This is a genomic window from Paenibacillus antri, assembly GCF_005765165.1.
Classification (GTDB): Bacteria; Bacillota; Bacilli; order Paenibacillales; family YIM-B00363; genus Paenibacillus_AE; species Paenibacillus_AE antri.
Map to the genome: position 1 here is coordinate 94,698 of NZ_VCIW01000002.1, position 12,643 is coordinate 107,340.

At 61.4% G+C, this 12,643-nt stretch carries 13 protein-coding genes; 9 read left to right on the forward strand and 4 right to left on the reverse strand.

Translation table 11 applies throughout. The features are described from left to right. Positions 1 to 29: 29 nt before the first annotated feature. Positions 30 to 1,730, forward strand: coding sequence for a putative polysaccharide biosynthesis protein (locus FE782_RS03575; protein ID WP_138192587.1), 1,701 nt, complete (start codon positions 30 to 32; stop codon positions 1,728 to 1,730). Here the strand turns inward: FE782_RS03575 and FE782_RS03580 are convergent. Continuing rightward, complete coding sequence (locus FE782_RS03580; protein WP_138192589.1) at positions 1,727 to 2,956, reverse strand: DUF2515 family protein; 1,230 nt, start codon at positions 2,954 to 2,956, stop codon at positions 1,727 to 1,729. The genes FE782_RS03575 and FE782_RS03580 overlap by 4 nt on opposite strands. Positions 2,957 to 3,113: 157 nt before the next feature. Here FE782_RS03580 and FE782_RS03585 point away from each other — a divergent pair, with 157 nt between their 5' ends. The 5 genes from FE782_RS03585 to FE782_RS03605 all read left to right on the forward strand — a co-directional run bounded on the left by FE782_RS03585 (position 3,114) and on the right by FE782_RS03605 (position 7,935). After that, positions 3,114 to 4,640 carry a copper amine oxidase N-terminal domain-containing protein gene (locus FE782_RS03585; protein WP_138192591.1) on the forward strand — a complete coding sequence of 509 codons (1,527 nt, stop codon included), beginning with the start codon at positions 3,114 to 3,116 and terminating at the stop codon, positions 4,638 to 4,640. A gap of 8 nt (positions 4,641 to 4,648) precedes the next feature. Next, positions 4,649 to 5,002, forward strand: coding sequence for a thioredoxin family protein (locus tag FE782_RS03590; RefSeq protein ID WP_138193077.1), 354 nt, complete (start codon positions 4,649 to 4,651; stop codon positions 5,000 to 5,002). Between the two features lie 412 nt (positions 5,003 to 5,414). Continuing rightward, positions 5,415 to 6,344, forward strand: a complete 930-nt coding sequence (locus FE782_RS03595) for a COX15/CtaA family protein (RefSeq protein ID WP_138192593.1) — start codon at positions 5,415 to 5,417, stop codon at positions 6,342 to 6,344. 51 nt (positions 6,345 to 6,395) lie between these two features. After that, positions 6,396 to 7,091 carry a Cthe_2314 family HEPN domain-containing protein gene (locus tag FE782_RS03600; protein ID WP_138192595.1) on the forward strand — a complete coding sequence of 232 codons (696 nt, stop codon included), beginning with the start codon at positions 6,396 to 6,398 and terminating at the stop codon, positions 7,089 to 7,091. A gap of 43 nt (positions 7,092 to 7,134) precedes the next feature. Beyond that, positions 7,135 to 7,935, forward strand: a complete 801-nt coding sequence (locus tag FE782_RS03605) for an SDR family oxidoreductase (RefSeq protein WP_138192597.1) — start codon at positions 7,135 to 7,137, stop codon at positions 7,933 to 7,935. Positions 7,936 to 8,017: 82 nt separating this feature from the next. On the opposite strand, the gene FE782_RS03610 is transcribed toward FE782_RS03605, so the two are convergent. Continuing rightward, on the reverse strand, positions 8,018 to 8,263 hold the full coding sequence (locus FE782_RS03610) for a NifU family protein (protein ID WP_138193078.1): 246 nt from the start codon (positions 8,261 to 8,263) through the stop codon (positions 8,018 to 8,020). Positions 8,264 to 8,333: 70 nt separating this feature from the next. Here FE782_RS03610 and FE782_RS03615 point away from each other — a divergent pair, with 70 nt between their 5' ends. After that, the gene (locus tag FE782_RS03615) at positions 8,334 to 8,597 is read left to right on the forward strand and encodes a YuzB family protein (protein ID WP_138192599.1); all 264 of its coding nucleotides are present in this window, start codon (positions 8,334 to 8,336) and stop codon (positions 8,595 to 8,597) included. Position 8,598: 1 nt separating this feature from the next. Here the strand turns inward: FE782_RS03615 and FE782_RS03620 are convergent, their stop codons facing one another. After that, complete coding sequence (locus tag FE782_RS03620; RefSeq protein ID WP_138192601.1) at positions 8,599 to 9,663, reverse strand: NAD(P)/FAD-dependent oxidoreductase; 1,065 nt, start codon at positions 9,661 to 9,663, stop codon at positions 8,599 to 8,601. A 66-nt stretch (positions 9,664 to 9,729) separates the two neighbouring features. Continuing rightward, the gene (gene mqnE / locus FE782_RS03625; RefSeq protein WP_138192602.1) at positions 9,730 to 10,830 is read right to left on the reverse strand and encodes an aminofutalosine synthase MqnE; all 1,101 of its coding nucleotides are present in this window, start codon (positions 10,828 to 10,830) and stop codon (positions 9,730 to 9,732) included. 182 nt (positions 10,831 to 11,012) lie between these two features. On the opposite strand from mqnE, the gene FE782_RS03630 reads away from it, so the two are divergent. Further along, on the forward strand, positions 11,013 to 11,366 hold the full coding sequence (locus tag FE782_RS03630; RefSeq protein ID WP_138192604.1) for a HesB/IscA family protein: 354 nt from the start codon (positions 11,013 to 11,015) through the stop codon (positions 11,364 to 11,366). 245 nt (positions 11,367 to 11,611) lie between these two features. Continuing rightward, positions 11,612 to 12,643 carry a tyrosine-type recombinase/integrase gene (locus FE782_RS03635; protein ID WP_138192606.1) on the forward strand — a complete coding sequence of 344 codons (1,032 nt, stop codon included), beginning with the start codon at positions 11,612 to 11,614 and terminating at the stop codon, positions 12,641 to 12,643.

Here is a 12,643-nt window from a genome sequence, read left to right on the forward strand (position 1 = left end):
TTGCGTTCAGGGAAACGAGGCGTTGAAGGTTGAGCGGGAAGATGTTGTTGAGAGGGACGTTGATTTTGGCCGGAGCGGCGCTCGTCGCGCGCGTCCTCGGCGTCGTGCAGCGCATTCCGCTGCAGCGGCTGTTGGACGACGCGGGGATGTCGACGTACGTGACGTCGTACAACGTGTACATGTGGCTGCTCGTGTTGGCGACGGCCGGGTTTCCGAGCGCGATCGCGAAGCTGGTGTCCGAGAAGTACGCGCTCGGCCGACCGGAGGAGGGAGAGGCGATCCGCCGGGCGGCGAATCGGTATGCGCTCGTCGCGGGCGTCGGCGCCGCGGCGCTCGTGTTCGCGCTTGCTCCGGCGCTCGCCGCGGTGAATAAGGATCCGAACGCGACGCTCGCGATTCGGGCGCTGGCGCCGGCCCTGATTTTGTTCCCATGGATCGCGGTGGAGCGGGGATATTTCCAAGGGCGGCAGCGGATGGGGGCGAACGGGCTGTCCCAAATCTGGGAGCAGATTTTACGCGTCGTCACTTCGATCGTCTTGGCCTATTTCTTATTGGAGCTCGGCTATGGCATCGTATGGGCGTCCGCCGGGGCGTCGTTCGGCGGCGTGCTCGGCGCCGTCGCGGCGGCGGCCGTCATGCTGTATTACGGCGCGAAGCTGCGCCGCGAGCCCGCTCCGGCGCGGGCGGCGGCCGCCGGCGACGGGGGCGCCGTCGTCGCCGTCTCGGCGCCCGGCGTTCCGGAGGCCGGGCTGACGGCGGATTCGGCGGTCGCAAGCGCGGACGCTTCTTCGTTCCGCTCGATCTTCCGGGCGATTCTGAAGCTGTCGATCCCGGTGTCGATAACGGCGCTGGCGGTGCCGACCATCTATCTTATCGACTCGCTCGCGACGAAGCCGCTGCTCATCGCAGAGTACGGGGATGCGCTCGCGCAAGAGATGCAGGGCTGGCTGACGAGCCGAGCGCAGTCGCTCGCGGGCATTCCGGTCATCTTCGCGATCGCGCTGAGCCAGTCGATTATGCCGATCATCTCGGCCGCTTTCGTCCGGAGGGATACGCCCGAGGTCGAACGGCAGACGTCGCTGGCGCTGCGGATGACTTACCTTTCCGGCGTCCCGGCGGTCGTCGTCATGGCGACGTCGGCGTTTCCGCTCAACACGTTCCTCTTCAAAGATGCCGAAGGGTCCTGGGTGATCGTGGCGATGGTGTGCTCCGTCCTGTTCCAGGTGTTGATGATGATCTCCGGATCGATTCTGCTCGGGATCGGGCGGCCGGAGCTGCCGATGAAGCATATCGCCGTCGGCATCGTCGTCAAGCTGGCGCTGTCGCTTGCGCTCGCGCCGCTCATCGGGATTTACGGCGTCGTCGCGGGCACGGCGCTCTGCTTCGCCGTTACGATGGCGCTGAACCTGCGATCGCTTCGGAAGCTCATCCGTTACGAGGCGTTCGGCCGCCGGGCGGCGCCGTTCGCCGCGACGGTCGCCCTGCAGGCGTCGATCGGCGCGGCCGTCGGCTGGGCCGTATACACGTACGTCCATCCGTTCGGCGTTACGTTCTGGGACGCCATGCTGCAGACGTTGCTCGCGGCGGGGACGACCGCGGCGCTGTACCCGGTGCTGCTGCTGCGCACCGGTGCGTTCGTCGCGGCGGACGCCGAAGGGCTGCCGCCGAAGGCGCGCAAGCTGTGGGACCGCGCCGCCCCGGCGCTTCGGAAGCTGCGCCTCGTCCGCTAGCGCAGCGCCGCGTTCGCGAGCGCGGCGAGCTCGAGCTTGTTCAGGCCGTAGCACGCTTCGGCGCCCATCTCGAACGGCGGCTTCGCCCGCGCGTCCGTCAAATACGCGCACGCCTCCCCGGCGTCGCGCAACCAATCGTACCGCTCCGGCTCCCGGAGCGGTCTTCTTTTCCACGCGGCTTCGAGACGCGGACTGTAGAAGCGCTCGGCGCCGGGGCGCAGCTTCGGGCCGTCGAGGCGCGCTTCGTACGCGCCGCCGGGCGGACGGGCTCGAAGAGGCGCGAACAGCTCCGGCCAATAATCCGCCCGCGAGCCGGTATGCGGCGTCTTCGAAGCGAACGCCTCCGCCCCGTCGGCGACGGCCTGGATGCCGAACAGCATCGCGTACAGCGTCTTGCCGACCTCGATCCGCTCCGCGAGGTCGCCGAAATTTTCCAAGATGAGCCCCGCCAGCCGCTGTCGTCCTTCGCCGTCCCGGCCGCCGTAAGGGAAGTACACCTGATTGAGCTGCAGCGCCGCCTGCGCTTGGAACGGCAGCGACGACAGCACCTGCTCCTGCACCTTGGGGTCGCGAACGATGCGGCCTTCGATGTAATGCTGCTCGTTCACGATGAGCGCCGTCGTGAGCAGCGCCGAATCGCGCGTCTCCCAAAACCGCTCCCATACCGGCTGCATGAAGCGGGACACGCCGAGGGCGGGCAGCAGCGAGAAGCGGGGCACGCCGCGCTTCCGGCACTCCTCGTACAGGAGCAACTGGGGGAACGCGTCGCCGAAGATGAACGAATTGGCGTCCTCCAGCATGTCGAACAGCCGGCCGCGCGTCGCCGTCGCAAGAAGGCGAGGCAGCAGCTCGCCTTGCAGATCGGTCATGTTCCAGCCGCCGTTGCGGGACACCATATGGGCGAGGAACGCCCAGTGCACCTCGGGGCGCCGGATGTAAAATTCTCGGTATGCGTTCGTCCGCGTCACGTTGTCCCGATTGCGTTCCCGCGTCTCGTTCCGGATCCGCTCGACGAGCCGGGCCGCCTCGCCGTCCAGCGTGGTCGTCGCGGGCGGCCGCTCTAACGCGCGCCGGACCCGCTCGCGCTCCTTCGGATCGACGCGAATGACGGCGTCGGCGGCGTGGGCGGCGGGCGAACCGCTCTCCGTCTCCGCGGCGCCGGCGCCGAACCAGGCGGTCATTCGCCGCAGCAGCGTCTTCCATAACGCTTCTTCTCGCGTTCGCATGTTCGCTCGCCTCCTGCTACAGTGTATCCATCGGCGCGGCGCGACATGAACTTTTTCCAGGGGGACGAGGGTTTTGTCATGCATTTTCCTTAGGAACGAGCTATAATCATAGATAGGGTTTTGGGAGAAACCGGGAACTCGATAGGGGGAATGGATCGTGATACGGATCGGGAAACGCGGACTATTATCGATCGCGGCCGCAGGCTCGATGCTCGGCTTGATCGGCTGCGAAGCGGTCGGCGGCGTCGACGTGAATCGGGCGGTCGCCGACATGCTCGACGTGAAGTCGTCGGAAGGCACGTTATCGCTCGCATGGGAGATCGAAGCGGAGTCGAAAGGGAACGCGGAGGCGGACCGGCTCGCGGACGTATTCGGCAGCGGCGCGATCGTCGTGACGGAGCTGCTGCAAGAGGGGCAAGGAACGGCTTCGATGGAAGGAACGATCGAACTGTCGAAAGGCGACATTCCGTTCCGCATGTTCGTGGACGAAGCGTCGATGGTGCTCGACGTCGAAGGCGCGAAGCAGCCGTTCGAGCTGGAGCTGAACGGATTCGCGGGAGCGGGCGCGAGCGGCATGCTCGGCGGCGACATGCTGCCTGGGGCATTATCCGGGGAAGCCGGACAGACCGCGGTATCGGAAATCGTTACGTACATCCTCGGCCATGTGCCGAATCCGGAACGCACGAAGCTCGGATCGACGACGGCGACGATCGACGGGCAGTCGAAGTCGCTCGCGACCGTTACGGCGGAAGTCGGCTTCGAAGAGCTGACGGAGCTCGTCTCGACGGCGGTATCCGCGATGCTCGAGGACGAGGCGGGGCTGAAGGCGTTCATCGGAACGTTGTACGACGCATTGAAGCCGTCGCTTACGGAGATGGCGAAGGAGAGCGCGGATCCGATTCTGAAGATCGCGCTGAACAATAAAGCGCTGGCCGTGGAGTTCTTGTACGGTCAGGTCGCGGCGGCGCTCGAAGGCTTCGCGGCCGAACTGGAAGCGGACGGCGCGCTCGGCTCCGACCTGACGCCGGAGAGCGGGGCGACGCTCGCGTTGCTGCTCGACGGGGCGAAGCCGGCCGGCTTGGACGTAGGCCTCTATCTCGAGCCGGCGACGGATGCCGCCGACGGAGTCGGCGCGATTCGCATCGACGTCGAGAGCCGGTGGTGGAACGCGAACGGCGCGGTGAAGGCGAAGACGATCGAAGGGACGGCGGCGCCGTTCCCGACCGAGGTCAAACCGCGCGAGCGGCTCGCCAACGTCGAAAGCGGCTCCCTGTTGTACGATATCTTGAAGAACGATCTCCGGATTACGCGCCATTCGTTCGATATGATCATGGGCGCGAACGCGAGCGTACCGGACGGCGTTTCGCCATATATTAAAGGAGCGGGAACGACGATGGTACCGGTCCGGTACGTCAGCGAGCAGCTGGACGCGAAGGTGGCGTGGGACGGCGCGACGTCGACGATTACGATCAAGGACGACGTCGACGGGGTCACGATCGTCATGAAGGTCGGCTCCAAGTCGGCTACCGTGAACGGCGTCGCTCAGTCGCTGCCCGAAGCGCCGGAGATCGTCGCGTCGACGAACTCGACGTTCGTGCCGATCGGATTCATCACGGTGGCGCTCGGCGGGGAGAAGGGCTGGGACCCGGCATCGGGTACCGTAACCATTACGAAGGAGTTTTGATCGATATGTTGAAGAAACTCGAAAGCGTCGCGGCGTTCGACGAGACTATAGCGTCCTCGAAGCCGACGGTGGCGCTGTTCAAGGCGGATTGGTGCAAGGATTGCGTCTATATCGACCCGTTCATGCCGGACGTGGCCGAGAAGTACGCGGACAAAATCACGTTCCTCGTCGTCGACCGGGATGCGTTCCCGGAGCTCGGGGAGCGGTATAACATTCTCGGCATTCCGAGCTTCGTCGCGTTCCGCGAAGGGCGCGAGACGATCACGTTCATCAGCAAGCTGCGGAAGACGCGCGAAGAGATCGAAGGCTTCCTCGATCGCGTCGTGCAGGTGTCCGACGAGCTGGCGAGCTCCGGCCGATAAGAGCCGGCTCCCGCGGCAGGAAGACCGTCCTCGAGGGCTTTATGCCCTTGAGGGCGGTTTTTTTATCCCTTTCGTTGAGGGAGGAGGCGCGCTTGTTCCCGGGCTCCTTCTCCTGGGTTGACCATCGCTCGGCTGAACGGTTGCGGGAAACTTCCGCCATGGGTCATGCCGCTTCGGAGTTCCTATAATGCATACGCTCGGACTCAAAGGACGCCGTCAAGCGTATTTCTTAATCCGAAGGAAGGAGCGCAATAGGGATCATGGGCGTTCTTTCTTTCGAGCGCCGTCCGGGAGTTCATACAATGTTCAGAGTCGGAAAATGGCGTTTCGCCTGTCGAACCGATATAATTGGCAGTGATAAAACTCAAAGCGGAACGCTTTGCCAATCTTCTTAATACGGGAGTTATGCATAATGAAAAAAGGTGGAAGCGCGGTTCGCGCGCTCGCGCTCGCGGCGTGTATCGGGATGTTTCTCGTGTTGTTGATGGGCGCCACGGTGACGCAGACGGAGTCCGGCCGCGGCTGCGGCGACGACTGGCCGCTGTGCAACGGCAAATTCGTGCCGGATTATACGATTACGTCGATTATCGAATACAGCCATCGGGTCGTCAGCGGCGTCGTCGGGCTGCTGATCCTGGCTGCGGCGATCGCGGTGTTCCTTCGCGTCCCTCGCCGCGCTCCGAGACTATATTCGGCAGGAGCGCTTTTCTTCACGGTGCTGCAAGCCGGACTCGGCGCCGCGCAGGTCATGAATCCGCAGTCCGACGCGATTCTCGCCCTGCACTTCGGTATTTCGCTGCTCGCCTTCACGCTTACGCTGCTGACGGTCACGTCGGTAAGAGCATACTTTAGAGGCGACCGATCGATCGAAGCGGGCAAGCCGGTGACCGGCGGGTTTCGTCTCGCGGTATGGTTGACGACACTGTACTCGTACGTCGTCGTCTATACGGGGGCGTACACGAGCCACACCGACTCGGGCGGCGGCTGCGCGGGGTTCCCGCTGTGCAACGGACAAGTCGTCCCGTCCGCGCTCGAAGGGGCGACGGCGGTCGCGTTCGTCCACCGGACCGCCGCTTACCTGTTGTTCGCGGTCGTCCTCGCGCTCGCGCTGTACACCTGGCGGACGTACGCGTCGCGGCGGGACATCTCGAACGGCGCGATGTGGTCGCTCGTCCTCGTCGTCGCGCAAGTGCTTAGCGGCGGCCTGCTAATGGCACTGTCGGGCACGAACAGCTATGTGCTCGGGACGTTGCTGCATACGATGATCATATCGGTGTTGTTCGCGGTGTTGAGCTACTTAAGCATTACGGTTTGGGAAGCCGGACGGGCGGATCGGCGCTGACGCCGGACGCCCCCCGGGTATCACGTTGCGGAAGGGGAGAACGGGAAGAGCATGCTTCGGAAAATGTGCGACGAACCGCCAAGAACCGACGACGCCCAAATGCGGAACATTCTCGCGCTGACGAACGAGCTGGCGGTCAAATACGGCAAGCTCCGCGACGGGGAACAGGCCGGACGGGCGCAGACGCTGGTCGCTTGGATGAAGAGCCTCGCTTCGTCGTTCGACGAGCTGGAGCAAAGCGTGCATTGCGCGATCCAGTTCGCCGGGCGGGTGCAACACGATTTCATGGAAGAGATGGGTCCGGAGGAGCGGGCGGATTTCCGCAGGCATCTATATTTCTATAAGAACGCGTTCATCCGCGTCTTCTCGGTGTTGGACAAGCTCGGCTCGTTCATGAACGACGTCTTCGGACTTCATGCGGAGCGGGTGAAGGAGCGGTATTCGTATTTTACGGTGCTTCGGTGCATGCGCGAAGCGCGCGCCGAGCCCGAGCTGCTTCGGCGGCTCGACGACACGCGGAACAAATACCGCGAGCCGGTCCAGGATCTTCGGTTGATGCGGAACCACGAGGTGCACGCGATCAACACGGAGCTGCTCGACGAAGACGGGCGGCTGCGGCTTCGTCCGCGCGACCCGCGGACGCCGATCGAGGATTTGCGCCGCAACGTGGCGATGCTCCAAGCGGGCTACGCAATGGCCGGCGAATCGCTGCACGCGGTGCTGCAGTACTGCAATAAGCGCGCATAAGCGAGCCGCGTTACCACCTTATCTCCGCGGGAGGGGATCGTGAATGGAATCGCGAACGGGGAAGCCGCTCGCAGGCAGGACGGCGCTCGTCACGGGGAGCGCCCGGGGACTTGGGCGCATGACGGCGCTAGAGCTCGCGGCGCTCGGCTGCAACGTCGCCGTCAACTATGTCCGAAGCGAGGCGGACGCGGCGGAGCTCGTCGAACGGCTTCGCGCGGCGGGCGTGCGCGCGGCCGCGATTCGCGCCGACGTGGCCGACCCGGCGGCGCCGAAGCGGCTCGTGGCCGACGTCGAGCGCGAGCTGGGCGCCGGCGTCGACATCCTCGTGAACAATGCCGGGCCGTTCATCCGGGAGCGCCGGCGCTTCGCGGAATACGCGGAGGATGAAGCCGAGGCGCTCATGCAGGGCAATCTGCTCGGCCCGATGCGGCTCGATCGGCTCGTCATCCCTGGCATGCGGGAACGCCGGTGGGGACGCATCGTGCACTTCGGCTTCGGCCGGGCCGGCGAAGCGAGAGGATGGCCACACCGAGCGGCTTACGCCGCGGCGAAGGTCGGTCTCGTCTCTCTGACGAAGACGCTCGCCGTCGAGGAGGCGGCTTCCGGCATTACGGTGAACATGGTATGTCCGGGAGACATTCGCGGCGAGCATAAGGAGATGGGCATCGAGGACGTCCGAGGGCTCGCCGATCCGGAATCGCCGGGGCAGCGTCCGGGGGCGGGAGAAGACGTCGCGCGCGTCGTGGCGTTCCTGTGCGATCCGGCGTCGGATTACGTAACCGGCAACGTGATCGAGGTGACCGGAGGCTTCGATCCGATCCGCAACTACATCCCGCAAGGATAAGCGGCTTCGCCGTCCTTATCGTTAACGAAAAAAAACCTGACGCGCCGGGAGGGCCGTCAGGTTTTCTTGATATAAGATCGGGTTAAAATACTTGCATAACTTCCTTGACGCCTTCGATCTCTTCCGTAAGAGCGCGCTCGATGCCCGCCTTCAACGTGATCGTCGAGCTCGGGCAGCTGCCGCAAGCGCCCATCAAACGAAGCTTCACGATGCCGTCCTCGATTTCTACGAGTTCTACGTCACCGCCGTCGCGCTGCAGGAACGGACGCAATTTATCCAACACCTCGAGCACTTCGTCGTACATTTTTTCATCGGTGTTCGTCGTCATTGAAATCATCTCCTTTTCCTCCTATATTATATTACAAAACGCAAGAAAGTTAAACGGAGCGTGCCCTCATATGAATCGTTTGGTCGAATTTTGCACGAACAACATGCATCACGGGACGGATACGATCTTGCGCCGGCTCGAAGAAGAGCGGCCCGACGTCGAGACGATCGAATACGGCTGTCTCGGCAACTGCGGCATGTGTTACCTGGAGCCGTACGTTCTGGTCGACGGGGAGATCGTCGCGGCCGAAACCGCCGAAGCGCTCTACGAGAAAATCGTCCAAAAATTAAACGAAGCGGCGATCGACCCGTTCGCCGACCTTCCGCTCGATTAATTTACCCGATATGCACCTTGGACATCCAGAGCACGCCGCTCTTCAGGAGGCGCGGCACGCGGCCCATCAACGTCGTGCGGCCCATGACGCCGAAGCCGGCCTTCTTGCCGAGCGAGCCGAGAACGCCCTTCAGCTTGATCTGCTTCAGCCGTACGTTTCCTTCCCCGCGCAGGCGGGCATGGATAATCTCGGCTACCTGCTTGCCTTGCGCTTCCGCGGCTTGTCCGCTCGGCGCGAACGGCAGGCTCGCGCAATCGCCGACGACGAACACGCTGTCGTCTTCGGGCAAATAATAATGCTCGGTCAGCAGCATACGCCCGATGTTATCCTTGGCGCCCGGCAGCCGCTGCACGATCGGACTCGGCTGGATGCCGGCGGTCCATACGGTAACGTCCGTCTCGATGACGGCGTCCCGGTCGTAGAGGACGCCTTGCTCGAGGCGAGAGATGGCTACATGGCCCCGCATCTCCACGTCGTGCTCGAGGAACCAGGAACGGACGTAGTCCTGCGCCTTGCCGGGGAACGCCGACAGCACGCTCGGTCCGCGGTCGAGGATGCGGATGTTCAGATCCGGGCGGCTTTCCCGCAGCTCGGCCGCGACTTCGACGCCGCTGAGGCCCCCGCCGACGATCGACACTTGGCCGTACGGCTTCACGTCATTGATCTGTTGATACGTTCTCCGGCTCGACGAGAACGTCTGAATGCTGCACGAGAACTGCTCCGCGCCGGGGATGCCGTGATACTTATCGACGCAGCCGAGGGCGATGACCAAGAGATCGTATTCGATCGGGTCGTCGTTCTCCATCAATACGCGTTTCGCTTCGAGATCGACGGCGAGCACTTCGCCGTACTTCATCAAGAGGCGGGGATCGACGGGGAAGGCGACGCGAAGCGCGAGATCCGAGACGGTTCCCGCCGCGAGGGCGTAATATTCCGTCTTCAACCCTTGGAAGGGCATGCGGTCGATCAACGTCAGGCGGCAATCGTCCGGGAGACGGTCCTGCAGCAATTCGGAGGCGACGGTGAATCCGCCGTAGCCTCCGCCGAGAATAACGATATTTCGCATGAATGGGTTCCTTTCTTGACCGTAACGCGGACACTTGAATATCTATAGTTTTCGACGATACCCGGATTAATACACTTTGATTTCGTTGTAAAACGTATCCCGTTCCACGGCCGTACGGCCGGCGCCTTGGATGAGCCAGACGAGCTCTTCGCGGGTAAGGCCTTCGGCGGACGTCGCGCCCGCGGCGTGGCTGATGCGTTCCTTCACGAGCGTGCCGTGCACGTCGGAAGCGCCGAACGTGAGCGCCATCTGGGTCAGCTGCGTACCGATGTTAATGAAATACGCCTTGATATGCGGGAAGTTGTCGAGCATGAGACGCGAAATCGCGATCATGCGCATATCCTCGAACGCGGACGTGCGACGCTTGATACCGGCGCTGCGCGACTTCGGCTGCACCGCAAGCGGGATGAACACCATAAAGCCGTTCGTCTCGTCCTGCAGCTCGCGCAGATACGCCATATGCTGCATCCGCTCTTCGATCGTCTCGATCGAGCCGTACAGCATCGTGGCGTGCGTCTTCATGCCGATCTTGTGCGCGGAGCGGTGCACCTCGAGCCACTGGTCGGTCGTCGCCTTGTCGACGGACATCTTCTTGCGATAGCGCTCGGATAAAATTTCCGCGCCGCCGCCCGTCAGCGTGCCGAGGCCCGCTTCCTTCAGCGTCAGGAGCACGTCCGTGAAGCTCATGCCGCTCAGTCTCGAGAAGAACTCGATCTCCGCCCCGGTGTACGCCTTCACCGTCACGTCCGGGAAGCGGGCTTTGAGCGCGCGCACGGAATCGACGTAATACTGGAACGGTACCGTGTTGTTATGGCCGCCGGTAATGTGGAACTCGCGAACGCCCGGGTGGTAGTGCTGTTCCGCGAAGGCGATCACTTCCTCCGGCGAGAGCGTGAAGGCCCCGTCCTCGCCGGGGTCGCGGCGATAGTTGCAGAACGCGCAATGCGCTTCGCACACGTTGGTGAAGTAGAGAGTCATGTTTTCGATGAAATACACCTTGTTGCCGTTCTTGCGCTGGTTGACCTGATTCGCCAGTTGACCTAAGGTCAATATGTCGTTCGTTTCATATAAGTAGAGGCCGTCCTCGATGGACAGCCGTACGCCGTTCTGCACTTTCTCCGCGATCGCGGCCATGCGCTTGTCCATACCCGCAACGAGCGTGCTCATGGGTTGATTCCTCCTTATGTCCGCACTCTAGCAAAGCTCAATCTATTATAAACCTGTTGATACGACCCGGCAATATCGAGAAGCGGGAAACGGGATTAATATGTGACATTTTTCACAAATTTGTACTTCCCTTGAGCGCTCGGGTTCGGAGTTGTATACTATAAGGAAGGAGGTGCTTTCCAATGATCGACATTTCCGAATTGGCTTCGGAGAAGATCAAGCAATTGATGGCTGCGGACGGAATGACGGACGCGTATTTGCGCTTAGGCGTGAAGACGGGCGGCTGCAGCGGATTCACATACGGCATGGGCATCGACGAAGAGGTGACCGAAGCCGACGACACGCTCGAGCTGAACGGCTTGAAGGTCGTCATGGAGAAGGACAGCGTCAAGTATTTGCGCGGCCTGCAGATCGACTACAAGGAGTCGGCGATGGGCGGCGGGTTCACGATTAATAATCCGAACGCGATCGCGACGTGCGGCTGCGGCTCGAGCTTCCGGACGAAGGAAGAGGCGGGCGTGCCTGGCGAGTGCTAATCGGAAAACCTTCGGCGTAGTATCAACGTTTTTTATCGGTAACATGCACGATGACCTATCCGTAAACCATCCGCCAGCCGACCGATGAATTATATCGGATGATTGCGGATTGTGTCGAAAAACTTGCGGATTAACAATCGTGGTTATGCGCAATAACAATCCCGAAATAGGCGTTGAGGGATTGCGGATCACGGCCTTCGTGACGGTGGTTGCACGCAACTATACCGTTATGGAGGTCGTTTTTTATGGCGTTGAAAAAGCGTGAACGTCGCGTGAGTGGACGGTCGAACCACGTTGAATATCCGAAGTTAACGTTTGGGCAAGCGGTTGATTTCGTGGTAAGCGCGAAGAGGGCGGAGGGATTGCGGGATCGCTCCCTCGTCGATTACGTGAAGCATTACGGATACTTCACGAAATGGCTGTCGGAGGTACATCCGGAGATCCGGCATGTGGACGAAATTACCACGGGGATTATTCGGGATCACATCGCATACATGCGCCATGATGCGGTAAGGTACGACGGACATAAGTATATCAACGCGGAGAATCAACGAGTCGGATTATCGGATACGACTGTGAATATTCGGCTCCGTACTTTAAAGGCGATATTTAACCAATTGGTACGCGACGAAATGATCGAGTCGAATCCGTTTGATAACGTTAAGTTAATCCGCCAGGACGTCGATTTAACAAACGCCTTAACGGACGATGAGGTAAAGGCGATATTGGCGCAACCGAATCAACGGGACTTCGTTGGATTCCGGGATTTCGTGGCGATTAACCTCATGTTAGACTCCGGTATGCGTGTATCGGAAATGTTAAGTTTACGGGCGGCCGACATCGATTTTCAGACGAGATTTATTACGCTGCCTGGCGAACGGAATAAGAATCGCAAGCCACGGATGATACCGATCTCGACGTATTCCTCGAAACTGTTGTTGCAACTCATCGGCGAGAACAAGGAGCATTTCAGTACCGATCGGCTATTCCTCTCGTCATATGGCGAACCTGTCTCAGCGAATCATTTCAATAAGCGGTTGAAATACTACGGGGAGAAGGCTGGCGTCTCCGGGAAGAAGATGACCGCGCACGTATACCGTCACACATGGGCGAAGGGTATGGTCCTTAATGGCGCCGATCCGTTTACAATCCAGAAGATGGGCGGATGGTCTGATATCCGAACTATGCGCCGCTACATTCAGATGGATACGGCCGAAATGCGCGCGAGCCACGATAGTTATTCGCCGATAAATAAATTTGCGAAGAAAAGAATCTAA

Excerpts from the sequence above, each read along its gene's own strand:
- FE782_RS03595 (WP_138192593.1), top strand. The coding sequence starts at position 5,415 with ATGAAAAAAGGTGGAAGCGCGGTTCGCGCGCTCGCGCTCGCGGCGTGT.
- FE782_RS03580 (WP_138192589.1), bottom strand. The coding sequence starts at position 2,956 with ATGCGAACGCGAGAAGAAGCGTTATGGAAGACGCTGCTGCGGCGAATG.
- FE782_RS03615 (WP_138192599.1), top strand. The coding sequence starts at position 8,334 with ATGAATCGTTTGGTCGAATTTTGCACGAACAACATGCATCACGGGACG.
- FE782_RS03600 (WP_138192595.1), top strand. The coding sequence starts at position 6,396 with ATGCTTCGGAAAATGTGCGACGAACCGCCAAGAACCGACGACGCCCAA.
- FE782_RS03610 (WP_138193078.1), bottom strand. The coding sequence starts at position 8,263 with ATGACGACGAACACCGATGAAAAAATGTACGACGAAGTGCTCGAGGTG.
- FE782_RS03635 (WP_138192606.1), top strand. The coding sequence starts at position 11,612 with ATGGCGTTGAAAAAGCGTGAACGTCGCGTGAGTGGACGGTCGAACCAC.
- FE782_RS03620 (WP_138192601.1), bottom strand. The coding sequence starts at position 9,663 with ATGCGAAATATCGTTATTCTCGGCGGAGGCTACGGCGGATTCACCGTC.
- FE782_RS03630 (WP_138192604.1), top strand. The coding sequence starts at position 11,013 with ATGATCGACATTTCCGAATTGGCTTCGGAGAAGATCAAGCAATTGATG.
- mqnE (WP_138192602.1), bottom strand. The coding sequence starts at position 10,830 with ATGAGCACGCTCGTTGCGGGTATGGACAAGCGCATGGCCGCGATCGCG.
- FE782_RS03605 (WP_138192597.1), top strand. The coding sequence starts at position 7,135 with ATGGAATCGCGAACGGGGAAGCCGCTCGCAGGCAGGACGGCGCTCGTC.